The sequence below is a fragment of the Streptomyces sp. NPDC038707 genome, assembly GCF_040636485.1.
Lineage (GTDB): Bacteria > Actinomycetota > Actinomycetes > Streptomycetales > Streptomycetaceae > Streptomyces.
Map to the genome: position 1 here is coordinate 16,093 of NZ_JBEZUP010000047.1, position 23,382 is coordinate 39,474.

Sequence of the window (23,382 nt, forward strand, 5' to 3'; positions counted from 1 at the left end):
CCTTCCATGCTTCCCAGCGGTTCTCAGCCGTGCCTTGCCAACCGTGCCAGAAGACGCTGCAATGCAGATGAAATTTCGATGATGCCCGGAAGCGGAGGCTTCAGGTGGACGGAGGATCTCCGCAAGGGCTGCGGATCGCGGTGCTCGGGCCGGTCCGGGCCTGGCGGGACGGAACGCCGGTGGATCTGGGCCCGGTTCGGCGGCAGGCCGTGCTGGCCGCCATGGTGCTGCGGCCGGGAATCCTGGTGAGCCACGAGCAGTTGCTGGACGGGGTGTGGGGCGAGCATCCGCCGGGCTCGGGCCGCCGGGTGCTGCCGAGTTACGTCTATCCGCTGCGGAAGGCACTGGACGCGGCGGGCGCCGGCCCCGCGGAGTCGGTGATCCGCGGCGGCCGGGGCGGCTACCGCTTCGTCCCGGACGGGGTCCGGCTCGATGCGGCCGAGGTGGCCGAGCGGGCCGGCAAGGCCCGGCGCGCCAAGGGCTCCAGCGGCCCCGCCGCGGCCGTAGACGGATTCGCCGAGGCGCTCGCCCTGTTCACCGGCGAGCCCCTGACCGGGCTGCCGGGCCCGTTCGCGGAGGAGGAGCGGCTGCGCCTGTTACGGCAGCGGCGCGCGCTCCAGCTGGAACGGCTGGAGTGCCTGGTGGAGCTCGACCGCAGCGCCGAGGCCCTGGACGGCCTCGCCGCGCTGTCCGCGTCCGACCCGTACGACGAGTCGCTGCTGGCGCTGCGCATGCGCGCCCTGTACGGCAGCGGGCGGCCAGCCGAGGCGCTGAACGCCTACCAGGGCATCCGCGAGCGGCTGCGCGACGAACTCGGGATCGATCCCGGCGACGAGCTGCGCCGGGTGTACGAAGCGGTGCTCCGCCGCGACGACGCCTACCTCCTCGGCCGGACGGTGACGCCCGCCCGGGTGGAGGACCAGGAGCGCGGGCAGGCCCACCCCCGCCACGCCGTCAACGAGCTGCCGGGCGACGCCGGGCACCTCACCGGCCGGGAACCCGAACTCGCCCTGCTGACCCGGCCCTCCCCGCCCGAATCCGTGACCATCGCGACGGTGGACGGCCCCGCCGGGGTCGGCAAGAGCGCGCTCGTCGTACGCGCCGCCCACCGGCTCCGCGCCCACTACCCCGACGGCTGCCTCTTCGTCGATCTGCGCGCCTACAGCGCGCAAGGGCAGCGGCTCGCCCCGCAGCGCGTGCTGCGGCGGTGGCTGCGCGCCCTCGGCGCCGCCGACAGCGAGGTGCCCGACGACCTGGACGAACTCGTCGCCGCCTGGCGCGCGGCGACCAGTTCGCTGCGGCTGCTCCTCGTCCTGGACGACGCCCTGGACACGGCCCAGCTACGGCCGCTGCTGCCCGCCGGCCCGGGCAGCACGGTGCTCGTGGCCGGGCGGCGCCGGCTGCCCGGCCTTGACGCCGACCGACGAATCACCCTGGAGCCCCTGGCGACCGGCGAGGCGGTGGCCCTGCTCCGGCACATCCTCGGGGAGGAGCGCGCGGACCGGGAGCCGGAGGCGACACAGGAACTGGCCCGGCTGTGCGACGGCCTGCCGCTGGCCCTCCGCATCGCCGGAACGCGGCTGCAGACCCGGCCCGCCTGGACGCTGAGCCACCTGGTCGACCGCATGGCCGGCGACGAGCGCCGGCTCGGCGAACTCAGCACCGGCGACCGCAGCGTGGAGGCCGCCTTCCGCCTGTCGTACGACCAGCTCACGCCGGAGCAGCAGCGAGGCTTCCGCACCCTGGGCCTGGCCCCCACTGTCGAGTTCGACCCGCTGCTGTCGGCGTCGATGCTGGGCCGGCCGCCCCGCGACGCCGAGCTGGTCCTGGAGGACCTGGTCGACACGAGCCTGCTCCAGCAGCCGCGCCCCGGCCGCTACCGGCTCCACGACCTGGTGCGGGTGCACGCGCGGCGGCTCGCGGAAGCCGCCCCTGCCGAGGCCGGCGCGGCGCGCACCGCCGCGCTCCGCCTGTTCCTGGAGGCCGGTCGGATCACCAGCGACTGGGGCCCCAGCGGCTTCCCCACCGGGCGAGGCCGCATCACCGAGGCGCCCTTCGCGGACGGGAAGGAGGCCGAGACCTGGCTGGACGCGGCCAGCGGAGAGCTGGCCGACGTCGTCGGGCACGCCGCGGCACTCGGCGAGGCCGACTACGCCTGCTGGATCGCCGAGGCGCTGAGCGACTACTTCCTCGGCCGCGGCCGCTACCACGAATGCCGGACGTCCCTGGAGATCGCGCTCGCCCACGCCGACCAGGCCGCCGACCAGCGGATGGTGCCCGCGCTGCGGAACTGCCTGGGCGTCCTCGACATCTACACGGGCCGCCTCCCGGAAGGGCGCGCCTGGTTCGCCGAGGCGCTCGAGATCAGCCGCCGCCGCGCCGAGCGGCGGGAGGAGGCCCGGGCCCTGGCGGGCCTCGGCACCGCCGAACTCAACCTCGGCCGGGGCGACCAGGCCATCCCCCATCTCACCGCCTCGGTGGAACTGTCCCGGCGGCACGACGACCACTGGACCGCCGCCATGGCGCTCTGCGTCCTCGGCGTCGTCCGCCACGCCCAGGGGACCGATGAGGAGGCGCTGACCTGCTACGAAGAAGCGCTGCGGCACGCCGAGAAGAACGCCCGGCCCCGCATGCTCAGCCGGGTCCTCACCCTGGCCGCCGACGTCCACCTCGGCCGCGGCCACTACGGCGAGGCCAGAAACCTGCTGCTCCGGGCCGCCGAACTGGTCCGGCAGGCCAAAGACGTCTTCATGTACGCCCTCGCCCTGTCCCGGCTGGGCACGGCCGAACAGGGCGCGGGCGACCTGGAAGCCGCCATCGCCATCCACCACCAGGCCCTCGCCCAGCACCAGCTGCTGTCCCCCCTCACCGAACCCCACTACGACCGCGTCGAGATGGACATCCGCTGCCGGCTCGGCCGCGTCTACGCGGCGGCCGGCCGCGTCCGAGAGGCCCGCGAGCAGTTCCGGACCGCGCTTGCCGTGCCCGGGGCCGACGCGTACCCCGGGGAGCGCGCGCAGGCCCTCGCGGGGCTGGAGCAGTGCACGGCGGATTAGCAGACGCTACGACATCAGCGCCGCCCGCACCGATCCGGGAGCAGCTGCGCGCCGCGGCGAAGGGCCGGCGCTCTGCACAGGCATCGCTGCACCCGGAACCGGCGGCGGCATCCGCATGAGCCTGCCGGAACAAAAGCGGCCCTCACACCCTGAACGTCGGGTGCGAGAGCCGCCTCTGTCACTGTGGTCAGGGTATGCCGCCGGAAGTGGTGGAAGCGGCAGCTCACCCCGGGGCCCCAAAGAGCGCACCTCGCCGGGGCACGGGTCGTACAGGGCCCGGCCGCCGGGGCCGAACCGGCCCCAGCTCGGTGGCCAGCGCAACGCCGGTACCGGCCTCGCCGGGCGCCCAGCCGTTGATCTCCAACAGCAGGGGCCTCCAGCGGGCCGCCGACCAGTACGGCACAGGTTTGGTGCACAAGCGGGCCGGGACCGGGAACGTCATGGCCGGCGCCGTAGACCCGGCGGCCCAGCAACTGTTCGTCTTCACGGTCCACCGTTCAGCTGGCAGCCGCCGCTGACAGCCGGGGTGCGGTCGCTTCACCTGCGCCAGCGGGATAACCAGCCGCCGGTCTTCCGCTCGGGCACGGCCTGGCCCTGCCGCTCCTGACCCTGGTCCTGGTGCAGGAACCGCCCCGCCAAGCCTGCTCCAGGCCGACATCGGCCTCCCCGTCACAGTCCCCGCACAGCGTCGGACGGGGCTCCGGAGGAAGGGCCACCAGCCGGTGCGCTCCACCGCCTGCCACCGCTCGTCCGCGAACGCCGCCCCACACTGGGTGCAGCGGGGACAACGGGGATAGCGCATGAAGTGCTCCCGTTCCGCCCAGGCGGGAATCGGCTCCGGTCACTCCTGCCGGTCATCGGCCTCGTGGACGGCGGCGACGGCCGCGCGTGCACCCCTCGCACAGGCGCGCACGGCAGTCCTTCAGGGCTCCCCAACCCTTGCGGATGGGAGTCCTTCAGGGCTCCCCAACCCTTCGTCTGTCCCTGTGCCGCCTCGCACCGCTCGTCGGTGAACCCCGCCCCGCAGGCAGTGCAGACGGGACGACGGGCCTCTCGCTCGGCCGCCTGCTTCGCCGCCTGCTCCCGGGCCGCCCGCCGCACCCGCGCCTGGCACTCCTCCTCCCGGACCCTGGCCGCTTCGCGGGCGCGGGCCGGGGCCACCTCACGACGGGGATTGCCGATCGCCTCCCGCAGGGACTGCAGGCGGCCACGGCCGAAGCGTAGGAACGCCGGTCCGGCCGGGCCGTGCTCACGCAGCTCCTTCAGGCTGGCGGCGACGATGGGGATCCTGCCGTCGTAATCGTGGAAGCCCCCCGCCCGCTCCCCCAGTGCTCTGACCGCATAGGTTCGCGGGATTGAGGGTCGTGGCGGTTGGATGTGCGGTGACGTCCGATCCGACCGATGGAGGTGCGGTGGCCGAGCCTGTCCGTGTGCGCAGACTGACGGACCAGGAGGGGCAGGAGCTGCAGCAGATCGTGCACCGGGGCAGCACCGACTCGGTGCGCTACCGCCGCGCGATGATGCTGCTGGCCTCGGCCGGCGGCAATCGTGTGCCGGTGATCGCCCAGCTGGTGCAGGCCGACGAGGGCACCGTGCGCGATGTGATCCACCGCTTCAACGAGATCGGCCTGGCCTGCCTGGACCCTCGATGGGCGGGAGACCGTCCCCGCCTGCTCAATGGCTTCGTTCATCTCCAGGAGCAGCGATTGTCGACCGGTCTGGAGTCAGTTGTCGATCAACCGGCTCGCGAGTGTCGAGGAGAAATGACGGCACTGCCGAGTGAGTGAGGGGAACGCGGGACGGCCAGCCGCCCGTCAGGGCGGCTGGCCGTCGAGGCATGTAGCGGCGGAGGCGGTGCTATGAGATCAACAGAGCCAGCGCTTCCTTCGCGTTGTGCTCAGCGATTTCCTGCATCACAGAGCGGTGCGGGAAGTCGCCGTCGAGGAGGCGAAGAGGGCCGGCCACCAGTGAGAGACGCATCGCGAGCATGTAGAGGTCGAGCCGTGCCGGATCGAGTCCGGGGCGGGACAAGGCTGAGTACTGGTCACCGAAACGAAGCTGCAGGAACACGTGCTCCCACTCGACATCGAAGAACATCAGGCCCTCGATGTCGATGAGGACGGGGTGTCCGGACGCATCGACCAGGACGTGGTCGGGCCCGAGTTCTCCGTGAATCAGCCCGTGCTGCGTGCGCGGAGCCACTCGTGTGGCCAGCTCCTGCAAGCGATCGTGCAAAGACGCTGCGGCTGATCCGATGCTGGGATCGCGTTCGGCCGCCTCGGCGAGGTCCTCGATGGCACGTTCGAGCACCAGTTGCTCGCATGAATCGCCACTCGCTTTGTCGCCCCGTTCGAGCATGTCCACTCTGCCGTAGCGCTGACTGTGCTGCTGGTGCATCACGTCGAGCATTGCGGCCAGCTCGCTCAAGGCATGTGATGCGCGTGCGGGATCTGTCTTCAGGAGCGCTTCCAGAGTGCCGCCGGCAACGTCCTCGACAACTGCCACGTCCGCCGAGTAACGGCGTCGGCTGTCATCAGCGAGAAGCACCCCTGGAACCCGGACTCCAAGGCCGTCCAGTCTCCGCTGGGCCGCTAGGAAGGAGACCAGCCCGGAGGCGGGAGCGAACGGGTGGGCCGCATCGATGGCTTCCGCAGCCGGCCAGAAGTTCTCGGCCTCGGCCCAGCTGTAGACGATCACACTCGCTGCACGTGATCCGCTCGTGTGAACCCGGTAGACCCCTTTCTTGCTCCCGCCGCGCAACCGGTCCACTCCGACAATGTGGGCCTCCGCCCCCAGTGCCTCATGCACGATCCCTGACAAGGCTTCTCTATCCGTGAACCGGCGCATCCGCCGACCCTATCCACGATCAGATGCACCGTCGGGCGGGGGTCTGTCAAACGAACGGTGTAACCAGGATGGTTGGGTTACTGGCGGGCCGCTGAGAGCCGGCCGTCGAAGGTGATGTCGAAGGCGTTCAACGCGGTCTTCCAGCGCATGGTCCAGCGGGCCTGGCCCTTGCCGGTGGGGTCCAGCGACATGATCGCCATGTAGACGCATTTCAAGGCGGCCTGCTCGTTCGGGAAGTGTCCGCGAGCCTTCACCGCCCGCCGGATCCGCGCGTTGGCCGACTCGATCGCGTTGGTGGTGCAGACGATCCGGCGGATCTCGGTGTCGAACCGCAGGAAGGGGGTGAACTCCTCCCAGGCCGACTCCCACAGTTTGAGGATCGCCGGATACTTCCTGCCCCAGGCGTCGGCGAACTCCGCGAATCGTTCCAGGGCGGCCTCTTCGGCCGGTGCCGTGTAGACGGGTTTGAGGGGCTTGGCGATCTTGCCCCAGTCCTGGCGGGCGGCATAGCGGAAGGAGTTCCGCAGCAGGTGGACCACGCAGGTCTGCACGATCGTCTTGGGCCAGACCGTCTCCACTGCCTCGGGCAGGCCTTTGAGGCCGTCGCAGACGAGCATCAGCACGTCGCTCACGCCGCGGTTCCTGATCTCGGTGAGGATGTGCAGCCAGTGCTCGGCGCCCTCGCCGCCGTCACCTGCCCACAGCCCGGGAATCTCGCGCCGGCCCTCGGTGGTGACGGCAAGGGCCACATAGATCGGCCGGTTGGCGACGGCGCCGTCGCGGATCTTCACATGGATGGCGTCGATGAAGACCACCGGATAGACGGAGTCCAGAGGGCGGCTCTGCCATTCGGCCATGCCCTCCAAGACCTTGTCGGTGATGGTGGAGATGGTCTGCCGGGAGACCTCTGCGCCATAGACCTCCGCAAGGTGGGCCTGGACCTCACCGGTGGTCAAGCCCTTCGCGGCCAGCGAGATCACCATCTCGTCGACGCCGGTCAGGCGCTTCTGCCGCTTTCTTCACGATCTTCGGTTCGAAGGAGCCGTGCCGGTCGCGGGGCACGGCTATCTCCACCGGTCCCACGTCGGTCAGCACGGTCTTGGAGCGCTTGCCGTTGCGGGAGTTGCCGCCGTCCTTGCCCGCTGGATCGTGTTTGTCATGGCCGAGGTGATCGCTGATTTCGCCCTCCAGGGCGGACTCCAGCAGCCGCTTGGTCAGCTGCTGGAGCAGTCCGCCCTCGCCGGTCAGCTGCAGGCCCTCGGCCTGGACCCGGCTCACCAACTCGTCGATCAGCTGGTCGTCCACGGCCTTCGCCGACACAGCCGCTGCGGACTCGACATTCTCGTGCTCGGCCACGTTCTCACTGGTCATCGATGTATCTTCCATGATCGGGAGTTACACCGAACGATTTACAGGCCCGCTGCCGGTGCTGCTGCTCGCACACCCTACTCGGCGCCGAGGAGACCGCCGGGGCGCGGCACAGCAGCCCGTCGATGAAATGCAGCAACTCACCTCTTCGGTGGTTTCGGTGGTGCAGAACGCCGCAGCTGCGGCAGTGTCGGTGCCGGCACTCTGCCTTGGGCGCGCCGGGCGGGTTCGGCATGGGATGCGGGAGGGCTTGATGGGTGTGGGCGAGCGGGAGTCGTGGGCGACGGAGGAGTTCGGTGCTTCGCACGAGGGCGCGGTTGGTGTGCTGCTGGCCGACGGCAGCGTGCCGGACCCGGTCTTCATCGCGATGACCTCTGTGGGCGGCGGGCAGGAGGTGTCGCAGTGGAGCGTCTACGACGGGGGTGACGGTTTCGTGCGGGCACCGCGGGCCGCCGCGTTGCGGGCTGTGTGCTCCTGCGGCTGGAGCGGCCCGCCCCACACCTTGCAGTGGGAGGAGTTCGGCGAGAAAGCCCTGGCCGAAGCGGACGCAGATGTTGCGGATGCGTGCGCGCAGGATTGGGACGTGCACACCGTGGAGGTGGAGCGGTCGGCTATCCCCGTGCCGGAACCACTGGCCGGCCTTCTCGTGCGGGTGGAGTCGGAGATCGAGAAGCTGGCGAGGACGGCGCCGCTTGTGGCCCTGCGGGCCGCGCGCCGGCTGGAGGTGATCGCCGTGCAGACGGCGTACTGGCCGGCGCAGGACGTCAGCCGCGACGCCACCGCTGAGCAGACGGCCGCGGCCCTGGGACTGAACGAGGATGCCGCGCAGGACCTCTTGGCTCGCTTCGGCCGCCTGAGCCGTTAGCGCTAGGCACCCCATCTCACCCTGGACAAGCGACTTTTGCGTGCCACCGGTTCGAGCGCGGCAGTCGTCCGCGAGGCAGGCCGGGCTCCTGCTCCCGGCCGGCGCCGCAGGACCTCGACCGTCTGTGGCCGCAGTGACAGGCTGTGCGTCGTGAAAAACGTGAGCAACAACCTGCCCCAACCGCTCGTGACGTGCTGGCCGTCCTGGGTCGCCATACCGACTGGGGACCAAGCGGGGCTCATGGCTGCCTTGGGTCTTACGCGCCCCGTTCCTGTGACGTTCGCCGAGGCGGAGGCTGCGATCGAGGAGGACGGTCACGCAGGGGCGGAAGATGATCCGGACGGGTGTGCCCGGGTGTACGTGAGTCCGGAACTTGATGGCTGGACTCTGGCGATCGGCCCGTGGTGCGATCCGAGCGACAGGGAGAGAAGCGACGATGTCCTGCGCTTGTGCACCGAGCTGAGTTCCCGCTACGGAGCGGCGCAGGCGTACTTCTTTGGTGCTCAGGGCGATGGTTCGGCCTGGCTCGTCGCAGAGAAGGGTGCCGTCGTGCGTCGGTACTGCGAGACCGGGGAGGCCGGCGACGCTTCGCTCACGCTGGGACGTCCGCTCGAACGAGAGCAGGCGGAGCGGGAGCGGATGGGCCTGCCGCCGGTGTGGGACGAGAGCCTGCGTAACGGTGCGGCCGAGGAAGAGTGGAAGTGGCGGGCGTTCGACATGGCGCCTGAGATCGCTGCGGCGCTTGGCACCAGTCCGCTCGCGCTGACGGAACGGACACGGGTACGGGGCATCGGTGTTCTCGCTGACACCCCCGCCGCCGACTGTCCCCTCCCGGTGGTCCAATAGGGCCATGTATCGCGCAGTTTTCAGCTCCCTGGCCACCGCCGCGCTCCTTGTCGCGGCCGGACCGGCGCCCTTGGCCAACGCGGCCGGTGCGGCCCCCAGACAGTGGTACCTCGGCGCCATGGGCGCTGACGAGATATGGAAGGCCAGTACCGGCAAGGGCATCAAGGTCGCCGTCATCGGCACGGGGGTGAACCCCGACACCCCCTCCCTGCGCGGGCAGGTGCTGCCGGGGAAAGATGCCCTGGTCGCCCACGGGCTGGTCAGCGGTGATGTCACGGACACGCGCGACACCACCGGCGCCGGCACCACGGCCGCCGAACTCATCGCCGGCACGGGCCGCGGAGGCGGGATCAAGGGCCTCGCCCCGGGAGCGAAGATCATTCCGATCCGGGTGCCTCCGGTCGGTCACGACGAACTCCCCGATCCCAACTACCCGCTGTCCACCGCCATCAAGGTCGCCGTCGACGCGGGCGCGCAGGTCATCGACATCACCGTCGGCAACCAGTACGTGATCGGCAGCGACTACGACCATCAGGCCCTGGAGTACGCGGTCAAAAAGGGCGTACTGATGTTCGCCGGAGTCGGGGACAACGCCGAGGAAGGAAACAAGCCGCAGTACCCGGCAGCGTACGACGAGGTCGTCGGAGTGACCGCCATCGACCACACCGGCACGGTCGCCCCCACCGCCCAGTACGGTGATCACGTCGACATCGCCGCACCAGGAGTGGACATACCCCGCTGGTGCGACACCAGCTTTAGCCGGTACTGCCCGCACGGCGGCGGTACCGCGGCGGCTTCCGCCCTGGTGGCGGCCCAGGCGGCGCTGGTGTGGTCCAAGCACCGCGACTGGACAGCCTCGCAGGTCTGGCGCGTCCTGGAGGACACCGCGGTCCGGGACTGGCCCGTGGACGCCCTGAGCAAGTACCTCGGCTACGGGGCCGCCCGCGCCCGGCAGGTCGTGTTCCTCGGCCGTGGCCGTCCCGGTCCCCCCGACCCGAACACCCCGCCGGCATACATCCACCCCCTGCCCGCACCCCCCAGCAACACCCCCAAGCCGTCGAAGACGAGCACCAAATCTCCCTCTCCGGCCACCAAGGCCGGCCCCCAGCACGATTCCGGTCTGCCACTGACGGGAATCGCCATCGGCGCGGCCGCGATCCTCATCCTCGGCGGCGCTGTGTGGGCCGCGCTGCGCCGCCGCCCCCGATGACCCGGGCCGGGAACGCACGGCCACGGGAGGACCGTGGCCGAGTCACGTCGGCAAGGTGCCGAGTACCGCTGGGATGTGCTCCATCGCGTGCAGCTCACATCTGAGGCAGCTCCATGCCCACGGCCGCAAGGCCCTGACACCGGCACCGGCAACCGGAAACCGGTCGTCGAGCTCACGCAGTTGATAGAGCACATCCGCTGCGGAAGGCGTTCCGGGCCCAGCTGATGGTCGCCCTGCACCGCAGCGGCCGCGAGCCGAGGCCGTCGAGACGTTCCACGCGGGCTGCGCGCCAGCTTCCGGATGTACCTGACCGAGCGTGCCTTGGAGCAAGCGGCCGGCGTGGACCCGCAGGCGTGGAAGCAGCGCGGCGAGCATGAGCGGCGTTGCCCAGGCTGCGGTGTCCGCGCCGTCCGGGACCACGACCCTGGGCACGGGCTCGGCTGGTGGACGGAGTACGCGATGCCGTCCGGCTGGTCCTGGTCGGCGCCGGACGTCTTCCGCCGCACGCGCCGAACTCCGGGCGGGCCAGAGCAGCGAGCACGGCGGGAACGTGGGAGGGTCAAGCGGGGCCGGATCGGCACCCGCCACCAGACTCTGCAGCACGGTCGCGTAGCCGACGACGCCCGCGTCCGGGACGCCGGCCAGAGCGCCCGCGGCCTTGAGCGGGCCGGCCCGGCGGCCACGCACGCAGGTTCCGGCTCAGCGTGACGACGCGACTGCGGGCCGTCCGGCCAGCTCCGGCGTGGCACGGCCAGCAGCGGGCCGAAGCCGGCCAGCAGCGGACGGTTGGTCACCGCTGCGGACGGCGCCTCACCGGGGCCGCCCGCACCCGCTGCCGCAGACCGGTGACTCGGGCAGCGGCCGGTGCTCGGCGTGCGCGCCGGCACCCATCCCGGCAGGACCGGTAGCCGGCGTGCCCGGACTCGGCGCTGTCCTTCGGCAGCGCCTCGGCGACCATGACCCGGACCCCCGCGCCCGCTCGGGCCCCGGGAGGATGCCCGACCAGCAGGCCACCAGCTGACGCCGGCACGCTCACCCGCTCGGCGGGCTCCCCGGCCCGGGCCGGGTACGACACGTGTGGGAGCAGCCGGCGCACCCGGCGTGGGCAGGACGATTTGATCGAGCGGGCGGTACGCGAAGGCGGCCGGTCGGAACGCGGGCCCGGATCAAACCCGGGGAGGACGCGGCGCAGTTCGATGTGGATGAGTTCCGCCTCCGCCCGCAGCATAGACCGTTCACCGCTCTCGTCCAGGCACCTCGCCGATGCCATCAACGACCTGCATCACGACTCACATGAGCAATCCAAGGCCCGCCGACAGCCGTCGCGTCGGTGATCCGTCTTGGACGACCTCGGTGCGACCGTCGACCTGCTCAGGCGTCGGCAGCCCCGAGGGGTTCAGCGTCCTGAAGACACCCCCTAGCTAGGGACGGCGGGAGGGCAGCCGTCGTGCTAGGCGAAGGCGATCACCCCGGTGAAGGTGTCGCCCTTCGGCCGTTGCCCGTCGGCCACCAGCTCCAGGAGGCGGTCGTGCGACCAGCGGGCGGCGCCGAGGTTGAGCCGCCGCCGTCCCGGGTGGAGTACCGCCGGGCCGGCACTGCGGTCGACACCGGCGCGGCCGAGGGGGTGGACGCCGAGTGCGACCTCGCTGCCTTCGCCGCGGCAGAGAACGAGCCGGAGGCTGGTGGAGCGGTACTGCCGCCATCCGGTGCCCGACGCAGGTGTCCGTCCAGCGCCAGCGGCACGCGGAGACGGTGACCGCCGAGGGCTACACGAACGACGCCTGGTCCAAGCTGACGGACGGCTCCTGGGTGACCAACATCTACATCAAGGGCCCGGTCTGGCTGGACGGCGTGGCCACCTGCTGATCCCGCCCCCCGCCCGTCCGCCCGGGCCGGCCGGCAGCGCACAGCCGGCCCTGACGGAAGGCTCACCACCCGTGAACAACAGGTGGTTGAGGAGCAGCGCCAGCACGGCCTGCCCGGCGATCTGCTCGGCGCGCAGCCGCTGGTCCTCCGGCGCCGTGCCGTAAGCGCTGGTATTGCTGCGGCCTCTTCCTTCATTCGCTGGTCTCGGCTGCGCTCCCGTCGGGCGGTTCGCTGCTGTCGGCATAGACGACCAGTGTCTGTTCCGGCTGTTCGGCCAGGTGAAAAGCGGTGTACGCATAATCGATCGCTCCCCGTTGCGGGTGCCGCGCGCGACCGGCAGGACCGCGGCCAGGGCGAGCCGGCATCCGGGGGCGCTCCACCAGCCGCCGGCCCCGGCCGGAGCGCCGGGGGCCGCGGGCTCCAGGAACCCCAGCCAGGAGTGGCGGCGGACGCAGGTGCGGGCGCCAGCGCACCTCGGGGCAGCGGCAGGGGGCGGCCACGGTGGTGCTGACCGGCGGGGTGCGCACCCCGTCGGACTCGCTGGTCGGTCCGGTGGCCGACCAGGCGATCGCGGCGCTCCACTTCGATCTGCTCTTCCTCGGTGTGCACGGCATATCGGTGGAGGCCGGCTTGTCCACGCCGAACCTCGCGGAGGCCGAGACCAACCGGCGGCTGGTGCACTCGGCGCGCCGGGTCGTGGTGGTCGCCGACCACACCAAGTGGGGCGTGGTGGGACTGAGTTCCTTCGCCGCGCTGGAGCAGGTGGACACCCTGGTGACGGATGCGGGGCTGCCGGCCGAGGCGCGCGCGGAGATCTCCGAGCACCTGCGGGTGGTGGTCGCGGGCGAGACCGAGGACGAGGACGGCGCAGACATCTGAGAGCCCCGCAGCTAAGGTGACGGTGCCCAGTCAGTCGCTCTGCGCAACGGTCACCAGGGGGTTCGTCCATGGCTCGCCGTCTGCGTCCGGTGGAGATCGACTTCGTCGGGGTCGCGCCCGTACGCCTGGTCTTCGCGCGGAACATCGCCGCGCCCCCCGAACGGGTCCTCCAGGCGCTCGCCGAGGACGTGTCCGGCTGGCCCCAGTGGTTCTCCGCGGTGACGCTCGCCCGGGCCACCGACGGCGGGGCCGGGCGGGAGATCCGGCTCCGGGGCGGACGCGGTTCGCGGAGACGGTGCTCGTGGCGAAGGCGCCCGAGGTGTACGCCTACCGCGTCGACGTCATCAACGCGCCGGGCGCCCGCGCCCTGGTCGAGGAGTGGCGCCTGACCCCGCACGGCACGGGCACACGCGTGCGGTGGACCTTCGCCGCCGACGGCACGGCGCCGTTCCGGTTCGTCCTCGTACTGGCCCGGGCGGGGCTCAAGCGGGCCTTCCGGGACGCGGTGACGTCCCTGGACCGGCGGCTGTCCCGGGCCTGATCAGTAGCCGCCGCGGGCGTGGTGCGCCTCGGCGACGACCGCCGCCATCAGTTCCGCGTCCAGTGCGGAGACGTCGGCCAGGCGGGAGGCGGCGGACAGCGAGTTCAGCAGGGTCTTGGTGACGCGCAGGGCCGCCGGGGGGCGGCGGACGATGGGCCGGGCCCAGGCGGCGACGGCCGCGTCCAGCTCCTGTGCGGGGACGACCTTCTGCAGGATGGACAGGGACTGGGCCTCCGCCGCGGTGAAGGCCCGGCCGGTGAGGACGAGTTCACGGACCCGGGCGGCGCCTACCTCGTTGATGAGGCGGGGCAGCAGGCCGCCCCACGCGGTGGGCAGCCCGAGGGCCAGTTCGGGCAGCCGGAAGGTGGCGTCCTCGGCTCCCACCCGCAGATCACAGGCCAGTGCCAGGGCCATGCCCGCCCCGATGACCTTGCCGTGGACGCGGGCGATGGTGACGGCCGGGTTCCCGGTCAGGGCGTCGCAGACCCGCCGCGCCTTGGTGCCGGACCTGCGGATGCCGCTGCCCGTGGGGTCGTCGGCGAGGTGCCGGCCGAATTCGCCGCGGTCCCCGCCCAGGCAGAAGTCGTCGCCGCATCCGGCGAGCACCAGCACCCGGACCGCCGGATCCTGGTCTTGGAGGACCGCCAGGAGGTCGTCCAGCAGGGCATCGGTCACGGTGTTGCCGTCCTCGGGGGTGTTCAGCTCGATCCTGAGGACAGGGCCCTCCCGGTGGGTCCGCAGGGTCTGCTGTCCGGAGCCGGCCGGGGGTGCCGTGAGGGGAAGGGCGGTCATGTCGTCGCTTTCCGGGGGTCAGGTCGTCGCGTGCCGGGAGTCGGTCAGGCCGTCACGTACAGGGAGGTGATGCGCCGGAAGACCATCCGGCGCGCGTAGGTCGGCCCCGCGGTGGGCCGCAGGGTGGGGAATCGTTCCAGCAGCTGGGTGAGCAGCTGCCGGGCCTCCAGCCGGGCCAGGGCCGAGCCGAGGCAGTAGTGGGCGCCACCGCCGAAGGTGAGGTGGCCGCCCTTGCGGCGGATGTCGAAGACGTGCGGCTGGTCGTTGCGGCGCGGGTCGTGGTTGGCGGCGCCGTAGAGGACGTGGACGGTGGTGTCCTTCGCGATGGGTACGCCGGCGAGCACGGTGTCGTCCGCGGTGAAGCGGGAGTTGAGGTGGATCGGCGGGTCGTAGCGCAGCACCTCGTCGATCGCGTCGTCGATGTGCTCGGGGTTCCGGCGCAGGAAGTCGGCCCGGGCGGGGTCCCGGGTGAGGAACCACACGGCGTTGGTGAGCAGGGTCGCGGTGGTCTCCAGGGAGGCGATGGTGATGAACATCGTCAGGTCGTACAGCGTCTGGTCGACAGCCGCGCGGTCGTCGGGGTACTGGGCGTCCCAGTGACGGATCCAGCCCGAGAGGACATCGTTGCCGAGGTGGGCGCGCCGATGGGCGAGGAGGCCGGTGAAGAAGGCCCGCATCTCCCGGGTGGCCTGGGCGGAGATGGCCAGGTCGCTCTTGGTGGGGAGCAGTTCCTGGGCGTGCACCTGGCGGTGGGTGAAGTCCAGGATGTGCGGGTAGTGCTCGGCCGGGATGGCCAGCCACCGGCCGACGGTGTGGATCGGGAGCTGCTCGCCGACGGTGGTGACGAAGTCGGCCGCGCCGTGGCTGCGCAGCCGGCGGCCGAGGCGGTCCAGGAGCCGGGTGACGTGGTCGGCGATCTGGGGCCGCATGGTCTCCAGGGTGCCGCGGTCGAAGAGGTTGCCCAGGGCACGGCGCTGCACCGTGTGCGCGGGCCGGTTGAGGCGGGAGAGGGTCCGTGTCATCTCCCGCGTGGCCGGCTCCTGCCAGCGCCCGGTGTCCGGCTGGCGCTCCTGCCAGGCGAAGTCGGGTACGAGCCAGTTCCGGCCGCGCAGGACCTGGTTGCAGGCATCGAATCCGGTCACGAAGTACCCGCCCCAGGGGGCGGGCACCACATCGCCCAGTGCGCGCAGCTCCTCCCAGACGGGGAGGGGGTTGGCCTGTCCCTCGGCGGACCGCAGGCGACGGAGGAGGGGAATGACGGCTCGGCGGTCGGGGGTGGTACCGCGTATGGCGCCAACGGCGGTCACGCAAAGCTCCTTTGTGGCTGGGCGCTTCCGTTACCGCCGAAATCTACCCTTCCCCTCTCCCTCGTCATGCGCCTGTCAGTGTTGCTCCCGTCACATAGAGCACATCAGACCCGGAAGATATCCAGGAAGCTGCTCCAGAAGCCCTTCTTCCTGGCCGGTTCCTGACGCACGGCGGCGACCGGAGCCGTGGGCAGCGGCTGCTCCGCCGCGGCGACGGCACGGTTCTGCAGCGCGGAGGCCATGCGGGTGGCCGGGGTCGGGCTGAAGGCCACGGGCAGCGCGACCAGGGCCCGGTGGAACGGGCCCGGCCGCCATTCCAGTTCCTTCTCGTGGACGGCCAGCGTCAGGTCGGGCAGGGCGTTGAGGATCTTCTCGATCGCGGTGACGGCGATGACCTGCGCCGGGTCCTTGGCCGGGCACGCGTGCGGACCGGCTCCCCAGGCCAGGTGAGCGCCCTTGCTGTGCATCCGGCGGGCCTCGGCCAGCGCCGGGTCGCTGTTGGCCGCGGCGAAGCTGATGACGACCGGGGTGCCCGCCTCCGCGACCACTCCCCCGAGGTCCACGTCCTGGACCGGGTAGTGGGTGGCGTAGTTGGCGATCGGCGTCTGGTTCCACAGCACGTGATCGATCGCCTCCTCGATCAGCATGCCGGAGTCGCGCCCGCTCGTGTCGGGCGACAGCAGCAGGAGCAGGGCGTTGCCGATGAGGTTGCGCTCGGGTTCCACGCCGGCGCCCATCAGCATGACCAGCTGGTCCTTGAGTTCCTCGTCGGTCAGGCCCGCAGGGTGCTGGATCAGCCAGGAGGTGACGTCGTCACCGGGCCGGCGGCGCTTGAGGGCGATCAGCTCCATGAGGCAGGCGGTGAGTTCCTCGTTGGCACGCTGGGCGTCCTGGCCGTCGAAGATCGCCGACATGGCGCTGGTGAGGGTGTCGCCGATGTCCGCCGGGCAGCCGAAGATCTTGTTGAACAGCAGCAGCGGCAGCAGCTTGGCGTAGTCGTTGAGGAGGTCGGCCCGGCCCCGCTCGCTGAACTGGTCGATGAGGTAGTCGGCGAGGGGCTCGACGTCACGGCGGATCCGGGTGATGTTGAGCCGGGCCAGGCTGTCCGTGACGGCCTTGCGCAGCCGCAGGTGCACGGCACCGTCGGTGAACAGGCAGTTGGGCCGGTACGCCATCATCGGCAGCACCGGGTTGTCCAGCCCGATCCGTCCTTCGTTGAGTGCCTTCCAGCGTCGGGCGTCCCGGGCGAAGAGCGTGGAGTTCTGCAGCACGCGCAGGGCCGTCTCGTGGCCGACGACCAGGGTGGCGTCGACGCCGGGTGCGAGTTCCACCGGCCCGGCCGGAGCGTGGGCGCGCAGCCGGTCGTAGACCTGGTGGGGGTCGGCGGCGAACGCTGCGTCGTGCATGGGGCATCTGGCGCCGGCGGGGGCGGGGGCAGACTGGCAGTCCATGGGGTTCCTTCTGCTGGCTCCGGGCCGATGGTCCGGGGAACGGGGGTGTCAGGGCCGGAGGTCCGGGCGGATGGGGGTGTCAGGCGGCTCGGGTGAGCAGGTGGCGCACGAGGGCGATCAGCGCGTGGGCGGAGGACTGCCGGTCGCGGGCGTCGCAGTAGACGACGGGGGTGTCGGGGAGCAGGTCGAGGGCCTCGCGCACCTCCGCCTCCGCGTACACCGTGCCCTGCTCGAAGCTGTTGACGGCGATGGCGTACTCGAGGCCGTACCGCTCGACGAGGTCGATGACGGGGAAGGTCTCCTCCAGCCGGGCGGGGTCGACCAGGAGCAGCGCTCCCAGCGCGCCGCGCGCCATGTCCTCCCACAGCTGCATGAACCGCTGCTGGCCGGGGGTGCCGAACAGGTAGAGCACGAGGTCGTCGCTGAGCGTCAGCCGGCCGAAGTCCAAGGCCACGGTGGTGGTGGTCTTGTCCGCGACGCCCCGGAGGTCGTCCACGTGGAGCGACGCCTGCGTCATCTTCTCCTCGGTGCGCAGCGGGGTGATCTCCGACAGCGAGCCGATGAAGGTCGTCTTGCCCACGGCGAAGTGCCCGACGACCAGGATCTTCGCAGCGTTGGTCACCGCGCTGGAGACGTATATGGATTCGGGGGCCGTCTCAGCCGATGAGGGATTGGAGTCCATTCAGAACCTTTTCCAGGGTCGCTCTGTCAACGTTCTGAGCCCGGGGCGGCTCGGCGCGGCGCAGCAGGTGTCCCTGCTCGAATAAGTCGGTCAGCAGCAGCCGGGCCACCCCCACCGGCAGTCCCAGGTGGCCGGCCACCTCCGCGACCGACAGATAGCCGCCCGCGCACAGCTGCCAGATCGCCATCACCTCGGGGCCGGCTCCCAGCGGGGGCGTCCGCTCGGGAGCCAGGGTGACCAGGGTGTGCAGCGCCAGGTCGTCCGCGGCCGGCAGGCTCCGGCCGCCGGTGATTACGTAGGAGCGCACGAAGTCGCTGGTGACGGAGGCTTCCTCGCCGGGGCTTGTCATGCGCCCACGCCGTTGTCCGAGCGCGGTGCCACGCTCATCGCCTTGCTCAGCGCGGACACCGTCTTCTGCATGCGGAACGACATGGCCTCCATGTCGACGTCCAGTGCGGCCGAGACGGCGAGGTACGAGCCCTGGCCGGCCGCGATCAGGAAGATCCAGCCGCCGTCGTACTCCAGCAGCGTCTGCTTCCAGATTCCGTGTCCCGCTCCCACGAACCCCGCGACGGCCCGGCTCAGCGACTGCATCGAACTCATTGCGGCGGCGTTCGTCTCGGCGTCGTCCCGCCCGATGTCGTCCGAGCGCTGCAGCAGCAGGCCGTCGCCCGAGACGAGGATCGCGTGCCGGGCCCCACGTACTTCGAGTACGTCGTTCAGCACCCAGGACAGGTCGATGTTCACTTGTTGTCAGATCCTTCCGTGGTGTTCGTGGTGCGCCCGAGCTGAGTTCCGCGCGCGAACGCGCCGAGCCGTGACGCCGTCACCTCGCTGACCGGTTCGGGCGTCCCCTCCTGGCCGGCGTCGAGGGCCGGGACCACCGTGACGGGGCCGCCCCGCCGCCGGCGTTTGGGCAGACCTCCGGAGGTCTGCCCCACCACGTGCGAGGGGGCCACGACCGGGACCGGTGCCAGGCGCTGCGGGGGCGCCTCCGGGCTCGCGGTGTCCTGGGCGTCGGCCACGGGGGCGGGCGCGTCGGCCGCGAGGAGACTTTCGGGCACACGAATCACTGCACGCACTCCGCCGTAGGGGGACACGGAACCGACGGAGACGGCGAAGCCGTAGCGGGCGGCGAGCATGCCGCACACGGCGAAGCCGAACCGCGGCGGATCGCCGAGACCGGTGATGTCGACGGGACCGTCGACCGACAGCAGAGCCGCCGCCCGGTCCTTGGTCTCCTGGTCCATGCCGAGACCGGCGTCGTCCACGATGAAGCACAGCCCGGTGGGTACGGCCTGGATGTTGACCTCGACCGGCGTTCCGGGCGCGCTGTAGTTCGTCGCGTTGTCCAGCAGCTCGGCCAGGACGACGGCCACCGGCTCGACGGCCTTGCCGACGAGGGAGACGTTGGCCTGCGAGTGGACGCTGACCCGGTCGAAGTCCTTGATCCTGCCCTGGGCGCTGCGCGCGACGTCGTAGACGGTGGCGGCGCGCTCGCGCCGGCCCAGCCAGCCGCCGCACAGCACGGAGATGCCCTTGGCGCGGCGGCTGAACTGGCTGCCGGTGTGGTCGACCGTCATCAGGTCGGCCAGGACGTCCGTGGTGTCGCCGTACTTCTTCAGCAGGTTGTCCAGGAGGACCTGCTGCTCCTCGGCGAGCGACTGGAGCGTGCCCATCGCGGACTTCAGCACCGCCTTGGTCGACGCCTCGGCGTCCGCCCGTACGTCCGCGAGGTCACGCTGGTGCTGTGCGGTCAGCGCGGCGATGTGCGCGTGGAGCTGACCGATGTCGCCGCGGGCCTCCCCCAGCCCTGCTTCCAGGTCCTTCCTCGTTCTTCGGAGCGCCATGTTGGTTCTCCGGGCCCGCAGCACTGCGACGACCGCAGCGACGAGCACCACAAGCAAGATCCACAACAGTGGATCCTGGGTCAAAGACGTCATGAGACTCTCTTCAAGTCGCTTCGCGCCAGAAGCGTGAGCAGCGCGATGGTGCCTTTGAGACTGTCCCCCGAACGCGTTCATGACACGCCGTCAGCCCACTGAAAAGTGGGATGATCTTATCAGTCACACAGGTGCAACCCGCTTGCCCAGGGCCCCAATTGAGACGTCACCAAATCCACACAGCCCCGCAACCCGCCCGTCGTACGGCGGTTGCCGAGGGACCGGGCCTCTCAGTTCGGCCACTCGCCCGTGGCCAGGAACGAGTCGAGCGCCGCCGCGTACGGCCCGATGTCCAGGCCCTGCTCCGCGAGCCACCCGTCCGAGTAGTACTTGTCCAGGTAGCGGTCGCCCGGGTCGCACAGCAGGGTGACGACGCTGCCCGTGCGCCCCTGGGCCACCATCTCGGAGACGATCTTCAGCGCGCTCCACAGCCCGGTGCCCGTGGAGCCGCCCGCCTTCCGGCCGATGGCCCCCTCCAGGGCCCGTACGGCGGCGACGCTGGCCGCGTCCGGGACCTTCATCATCCGGTCGATCGCGCCGGGCACGAAGCTGGGCTCCATGCGCGGCCGGCCGATGCCCTCGATCCGGGAGCCGCAGTTGCAGGTGACGTCCGGGTCGCCGGTGGTCCAGCCCTCGAAGAAACAGGAGTTGTCCGGGTCGGCGACACAGATCCGGGTGTCGTACTGCATGTAGTGGACATAGCGCGCGAGGGGCGCGGAGGTGCCGCCGGTGCCCGCCGTGGCGACGATCCAGGCCAGCTCCGGGAACCGCTCCAGGCGCAGCTGACGGAAGATCGACTCGGCGATGTTGTTGTTGCCGCGCCAGTCCGTGGCCCGCTCGGCGTAGGTGAACTGGTCCATGTAGTGGCCGCCGGTCTCCACCGCGAGGCGGGCGGACTCCTCGTACATCTTCCGGGAGTCATCCACGAAGTGGCACTGTCCGCCGTGGAACCCCTCCTGCCCAATGGGCTGCGCCTGCTTCACGTCGAGGGCTACCGCCCGCCCAACCTGCAGCGGCGCTTCTTCGAGGAGTACGCGGACGAGCTCCGCGCGGCCAACCCGGCCTGGTCCGACGACCAGGTCCACGAGGCCGCCAGCCGGTACGTTTCCCCGCCGGAGATCGCCCCGCACAGCGCCGGTGCCGCCGTCGACCTCACCCTCGTGGACGCCGACGGCACCGAGCTCGACATGGGCACGCGCGTGAACGCCAGCCGCGAAGAGAGCGACGGCGCCTGCTACACGGACGCCGACTCGATCAGCCACCAGGCCCGCACGAACCGGTCCCTGCTGGCCTCCGCCCTGTCCGCCGCCGGGTTGATCAACTACCGCACCGAGTGGTGGCACTGGAGCTACGGCGACCGGTACTGGGCCCTGATGACCAACCAGCCGGCGGCCCTGTACGGACCCCGCTCCCTTCGCTGACCGGGGCTGCGACCGGGCCCGGCCGATCGCGACGACGGCCTTGCGAGGCATGCCTGAGAGCTGTCTGCCGGTCACCGCCCCGCTGGTGCGGGGCGGCGGCTGGCCGGTGGCCGGGTGGTGGGCGTCTGTCAGGTCAGCTTCGGGCTTTTCCCGCTCAGGAACTCGCGGGCGCCGCGGAGCCGGGTGCGCAGCTTCTGCTGGGTGGTGCGGCTGTCGAGTCGTACGTCGAGGCCGCCGGGCAGTTCCGTATCGGAGCGGCGTGCGGAGGGCAGCCGGGCGGGGTCGAGTCCGTCGCGGCGGGCGATGAGCTCGCCCAGCTCGTAGCGGCTGAGCGCGTCCGGTCCAGCGAGGTGGAACACGCCGACGGCGTCGGACCGGGTGATCTCCCACAGAGCGGCAGCCAGGTCTGTCACGTGGACGGGGCAACGGATGTCGTCGGTGAACAAGGCGCCCTGCCGGGTGCCGTCGGCCAGCGCGTGCACCAGCCGCTCTTGCTCGGACCGGCCGTTGCCGATGATCAGGGAAGTACGGGCCACGGCCGCCGTGTCGGGGCACAGGAGGCGTACGGCGGTCTCGGCGGCTGCCTTCGCGGCCCCGTAAGGGGTGAGGGGGTCCGGAAGGCGCGATTCGTCGTAGCGGTCTTGGCCCATGCCGGAGAAGACGGCGTCGCTGGAGACGTGCACCAGGCGGATGCCGCGGTCGGCCGCAGCTTGGGCGAGGCGGATCCCGCCTTCGGCGGTGACTGCCCAGTCCGCTCCGCCGCTCGTCGCGTTGATCACCACGGCCGGAGCCACCGTGTCGAGGGCTTCCTCCAGGCGGGCGGGGTCGCGAAGGTCGAGGTGATGCCAAATCACCCCGTCGTGGTCGCCGGGGCGGGAATGGAACGTGGCGGCCGGATGCAGGCCCGCGGACACCGCTTGGCGTACCAGCTCGGCGCCCAGGAAGCCATTGCCGCCGATGATTAGCACAGTCATGCCGCCTCACGCTACGGGCGAGCGCCACCGCTCCGAGCCACTTCGGCAGAAAGCATCGGTCTGCCAGCCAAGGAGTCATGAGCGCCGGCCCGGACCACGCATACCGCTCCGGCCGTCGGCCGGCCTGGCCAGCCGGTCAGTGCTCGCTCCTCAGACGAGAACGCCGCTGCGTTCGGCGAGGCCACGCAGTTCGGTCGACGTGGGGCCGGACACGAGCAGGCTGGAGATCAAGGCCTTCGTTGCCGGGCGGGAGTGGGTCTCCTGTGGAGCGCATCTCTCGGCGGCCAGGAGCGTGCGGACGCAGTCGCTGCGGCGGCCGAGGCGGTCGTAGGCGACGGCGATGTCGCCGAGGGCGCGGGAGCGGCGTTCGATGCTGGGCAGCGCTTCCAGTGAGATGGTGCGAGCGGCATCGAGTGCGGCCCGGGGATCGCCTGCGTGGTTCTCGGCGGATTTTGTGCAGTTGTACGGTGAGGGGGCTGAAGCCGCCGCTGTGGTCGCGTAGCAGGGTGGCGCCGCCGAGCTCGTTGGCGATGGCTGCGGCTTCGTCGGTCAGTTCGCGCATCCCGTCGCGGTCTCCTCGGCGCGCGAGGGTGTATGCGGCGCTCTGGACCAGGAGCCCGCGGACCGCGGTGCCGGCATGTCCGATGGCTCGAAGTTGCGGTTGGTCAGCGGCGCAGAGCGCGATGGTCAACGCCTGGTCGTGCCAGCCTGCCTTCCTGGCCAGGACGGCCATCTGGCGGGCAGATTCTGCGAGGGCGAGGATGTCGCTGGCTGCTTCGGCGAGTTGCCGGGCGCGGTCGGCGGCCATCCAGCCGAGCTGCTGTTCGTCCATCTTGACGAGCATGCGGGTGGCCAGCAGGAACGCCAGGAGTGCCAGGTCCTCATGCGTTCTGCATAAGGGAGCGCATGTCGCGAGCCCCGTGACGAGGGCGGCCGTCGCCGGCGTATGAATCTTGCTGTCTCCGATCCGCATCAGGGTGTGCGGGCCGAGCCGGGGAATGAGGCCTGCTGTGCGCCATCGCTCCAGTTGGTAAGGACTCAGCTTCAGCCCGTTTCGTTCCAGGATGCGGAGCAAGTGCCGGTCAGCGGCGCTGGGTTGACTTCTCACCATGGGCCCAAACTACGTACGCGGCCTACGTCGTCTGAGCGGGTGAGCGCGGGGCACGGACTCCGGGTGTTGGTGTCCGGCTGGGATCAACAACACCCTCGGCGCAGCCGCCGGTACGGCCGCTCCTTCCGGACGCCGGCCCGTCACTGGCAGGCCGCGTGGGAAACCCTGGCGCGAACGGTGGACGAAAGCGGTGCCACAGGCCGCCAACGGCGCCGCTCCTCCG

Annotated in this window: 16 protein-coding genes and 7 pseudogenes; 11 read left to right on the top strand and 12 right to left on the bottom strand. The window is 71.1% G+C overall.

What is annotated here, in order from left to right; all coding sequences use genetic code 11:
• Positions 1–104 precede the first annotated feature (104 nt).
• From AB0E62_RS36560 to AB0E62_RS36570, 3 genes and pseudogenes are all read left to right on the top strand, one after another.
• Positions 105–3,056 (top strand): BTAD domain-containing putative transcriptional regulator, encoded by a 2,952-nt coding sequence (locus AB0E62_RS36560; protein WP_362204245.1) that lies wholly within the window; start codon positions 105–107, stop codon positions 3,054–3,056.
• 308 nt (positions 3,057–3,364) lie between these two features.
• Positions 3,365–3,574: a hypothetical protein gene (locus AB0E62_RS36565; protein WP_362204248.1), complete on the top strand. Its 210-nt coding sequence runs from the start codon at positions 3,365–3,367 to the stop codon at positions 3,572–3,574.
• Between the two features lie 894 nt (positions 3,575–4,468).
• Positions 4,469–4,735 (top strand): annotated as a pseudogene (locus tag AB0E62_RS36570) (helix-turn-helix domain-containing protein); the annotation flags it as partial.
• Positions 4,736–4,913: 178 nt separating this feature from the next.
• On the opposite strand, the gene AB0E62_RS36575 reads toward AB0E62_RS36570, so the two are convergent.
• Together AB0E62_RS36575 and AB0E62_RS36580 are read right to left on the bottom strand one after the other, a co-directional pair.
• On the bottom strand, positions 4,914–5,903 hold the full coding sequence (locus AB0E62_RS36575) for a phosphotransferase (RefSeq protein ID WP_362204251.1): 990 nt from the start codon (positions 5,901–5,903) through the stop codon (positions 4,914–4,916).
• Positions 5,904–5,980: 77 nt separating this feature from the next.
• Positions 5,981–7,274: pseudogene (locus tag AB0E62_RS36580) on the bottom strand (IS256 family transposase).
• A 127-nt stretch (positions 7,275–7,401) separates the two neighbouring features.
• Here AB0E62_RS36580 and AB0E62_RS36585 point away from each other — a divergent pair.
• From AB0E62_RS36585 to AB0E62_RS36600, 4 genes and pseudogenes are all read left to right on the top strand, one after another.
• Positions 7,402–8,136 (top strand): hypothetical protein, encoded by a 735-nt coding sequence (locus AB0E62_RS36585; protein ID WP_362204254.1) that lies wholly within the window; start codon positions 7,402–7,404, stop codon positions 8,134–8,136.
• Positions 8,137–8,409: 273 nt separating this feature from the next.
• Positions 8,410–8,982: a hypothetical protein gene (locus AB0E62_RS36590; protein WP_362204257.1), complete on the top strand. Its 573-nt coding sequence runs from the start codon at positions 8,410–8,412 to the stop codon at positions 8,980–8,982.
• Between the two features lie 4 nt (positions 8,983–8,986).
• Complete coding sequence (locus AB0E62_RS36595; protein WP_362204260.1) at positions 8,987–10,192, top strand: S8 family serine peptidase; 1,206 nt, start codon at positions 8,987–8,989, stop codon at positions 10,190–10,192.
• Between the two features lie 1,710 nt (positions 10,193–11,902).
• Positions 11,903–12,058 (top strand): annotated as a pseudogene (locus tag AB0E62_RS36600) (peptidoglycan endopeptidase); the annotation flags it as partial.
• Positions 12,059–12,249: 191 nt separating this feature from the next.
• Here the strand turns inward: AB0E62_RS36600 and AB0E62_RS36605 are convergent.
• Positions 12,250–12,390: pseudogene (locus AB0E62_RS36605) on the bottom strand (transcriptional regulator); the annotation flags it as partial.
• 133 nt (positions 12,391–12,523) lie between these two features.
• On the opposite strand from AB0E62_RS36605, the pseudogene AB0E62_RS36610 reads away from it, so the two are divergent.
• A pseudogene (locus AB0E62_RS36610) lies at positions 12,524–12,937 on the top strand (DeoR family transcriptional regulator); the annotation flags it as partial.
• A complete protein-coding gene (locus tag AB0E62_RS36615) occupies positions 12,840–13,478 on the top strand; it encodes an SRPBCC family protein (RefSeq protein ID WP_362204263.1) in 639 nt (212 codons plus the stop codon). The pseudogene AB0E62_RS36610 and the gene AB0E62_RS36615, both read left to right, overlap by 98 nt.
• Here AB0E62_RS36615 and AB0E62_RS36620 read toward each other — a convergent pair whose 3' ends face one another.
• The 8 genes and pseudogenes from AB0E62_RS36620 to AB0E62_RS36655 all read right to left on the bottom strand — a co-directional run.
• Entirely contained in the window at positions 13,479–14,270 is a 792-nt protein-coding gene (locus AB0E62_RS36620) for an enoyl-CoA hydratase/isomerase family protein (RefSeq protein WP_362204266.1), read from the bottom strand.
• A 44-nt stretch (positions 14,271–14,314) separates the two neighbouring features.
• Positions 14,315–15,577 (bottom strand): cytochrome P450, encoded by a 1,263-nt coding sequence (locus tag AB0E62_RS36625; protein ID WP_362204269.1) that lies wholly within the window; start codon positions 15,575–15,577, stop codon positions 14,315–14,317.
• A gap of 104 nt (positions 15,578–15,681) precedes the next feature.
• Positions 15,682–17,028: a cytochrome P450 gene (locus AB0E62_RS36630; protein WP_362204272.1), complete on the bottom strand. Its 1,347-nt coding sequence runs from the start codon at positions 17,026–17,028 to the stop codon at positions 15,682–15,684.
• Positions 17,029–17,107: 79 nt separating this feature from the next.
• Entirely contained in the window at positions 17,108–17,710 is a 603-nt protein-coding gene (locus AB0E62_RS36635) for an ATP/GTP-binding protein (protein ID WP_362204275.1), read from the bottom strand.
• On the bottom strand, positions 17,685–18,059 hold the full coding sequence (locus AB0E62_RS36640) for a DUF742 domain-containing protein (protein WP_059247800.1): 375 nt from the start codon (positions 18,057–18,059) through the stop codon (positions 17,685–17,687). Before AB0E62_RS36640 ends, AB0E62_RS36635 begins: the two co-directional genes overlap by 26 nt.
• Positions 18,056–18,457, bottom strand: coding sequence for a roadblock/LC7 domain-containing protein (locus AB0E62_RS36645; RefSeq protein WP_030340335.1), 402 nt, complete (start codon positions 18,455–18,457; stop codon positions 18,056–18,058). Before AB0E62_RS36645 ends, AB0E62_RS36640 begins: the two co-directional genes overlap by 4 nt.
• Positions 18,454–19,653, bottom strand: coding sequence for an ATP-binding protein (locus AB0E62_RS36650; protein ID WP_362204279.1), 1,200 nt, complete (start codon positions 19,651–19,653; stop codon positions 18,454–18,456). Before AB0E62_RS36650 ends, AB0E62_RS36645 begins: the two co-directional genes overlap by 4 nt.
• A 230-nt stretch (positions 19,654–19,883) precedes the next feature.
• A pseudogene (locus tag AB0E62_RS36655) lies at positions 19,884–20,603 on the bottom strand (pyridoxal-phosphate dependent enzyme); the annotation flags it as partial.
• 3 nt (positions 20,604–20,606) lie between these two features.
• On the opposite strand from AB0E62_RS36655, the pseudogene AB0E62_RS36660 reads away from it, so the two are divergent.
• Positions 20,607–21,074: pseudogene (locus AB0E62_RS36660) on the top strand (M15 family metallopeptidase); the annotation flags it as partial.
• Positions 21,075–21,202: 128 nt separating this feature from the next.
• Here the strand turns inward: AB0E62_RS36660 and AB0E62_RS36665 are convergent.
• On the bottom strand, positions 21,203–22,048 hold the full coding sequence (locus tag AB0E62_RS36665) for a sugar nucleotide-binding protein (protein WP_362204282.1): 846 nt from the start codon (positions 22,046–22,048) through the stop codon (positions 21,203–21,205).
• A gap of 637 nt (positions 22,049–22,685) precedes the next feature.
• Between AB0E62_RS36665 and AB0E62_RS36670 the strand changes: the two genes are divergently transcribed.
• A complete protein-coding gene (locus tag AB0E62_RS36670; protein WP_362204285.1) occupies positions 22,686–22,946 on the top strand; it encodes a hypothetical protein in 261 nt (86 codons plus the stop codon).
• Positions 22,947–23,382: the final 436 nt, after the last annotated feature.

What these genes read in the sequence shown, in the direction of transcription:
- AB0E62_RS36575 (WP_362204251.1), bottom strand. Translation starts at nt 5,903, where the DNA reads ATGCGCCGGTTCACGGATAGAGAAGCCTTGTCAGGGATCGTGCATGAG.
- AB0E62_RS36585 (WP_362204254.1), top strand. Translation starts at nt 7,402, where the DNA reads ATGCAGCAACTCACCTCTTCGGTGGTTTCGGTGGTGCAGAACGCCGCA.
- AB0E62_RS36595 (WP_362204260.1), top strand. Translation starts at nt 8,987, where the DNA reads ATGTATCGCGCAGTTTTCAGCTCCCTGGCCACCGCCGCGCTCCTTGTC.
- AB0E62_RS36615 (WP_362204263.1), top strand. Translation starts at nt 12,840, where the DNA reads ATGCGGGGCTGCCGGCCGAGGCGCGCGCGGAGATCTCCGAGCACCTGC.
- AB0E62_RS36620 (WP_362204266.1), bottom strand. Translation starts at nt 14,270, where the DNA reads ATGACCGCCCTTCCCCTCACGGCACCCCCGGCCGGCTCCGGACAGCAG.
- AB0E62_RS36630 (WP_362204272.1), bottom strand. Translation starts at nt 17,028, where the DNA reads ATGGACTGCCAGTCTGCCCCCGCCCCCGCCGGCGCCAGATGCCCCATG.
- AB0E62_RS36635 (WP_362204275.1), bottom strand. Translation starts at nt 17,710, where the DNA reads ATGGACTCCAATCCCTCATCGGCTGAGACGGCCCCCGAATCCATATAC.
- AB0E62_RS36640 (WP_059247800.1), bottom strand. Translation starts at nt 18,059, where the DNA reads ATGACAAGCCCCGGCGAGGAAGCCTCCGTCACCAGCGACTTCGTGCGC.
- AB0E62_RS36650 (WP_362204279.1), bottom strand. Translation starts at nt 19,653, where the DNA reads ATGACGTCTTTGACCCAGGATCCACTGTTGTGGATCTTGCTTGTGGTG.
- AB0E62_RS36665 (WP_362204282.1), bottom strand. Translation starts at nt 22,048, where the DNA reads ATGACTGTGCTAATCATCGGCGGCAATGGCTTCCTGGGCGCCGAGCTG.
- AB0E62_RS36670 (WP_362204285.1), top strand. Translation starts at nt 22,686, where the DNA reads ATGTCCGATGGCTCGAAGTTGCGGTTGGTCAGCGGCGCAGAGCGCGAT.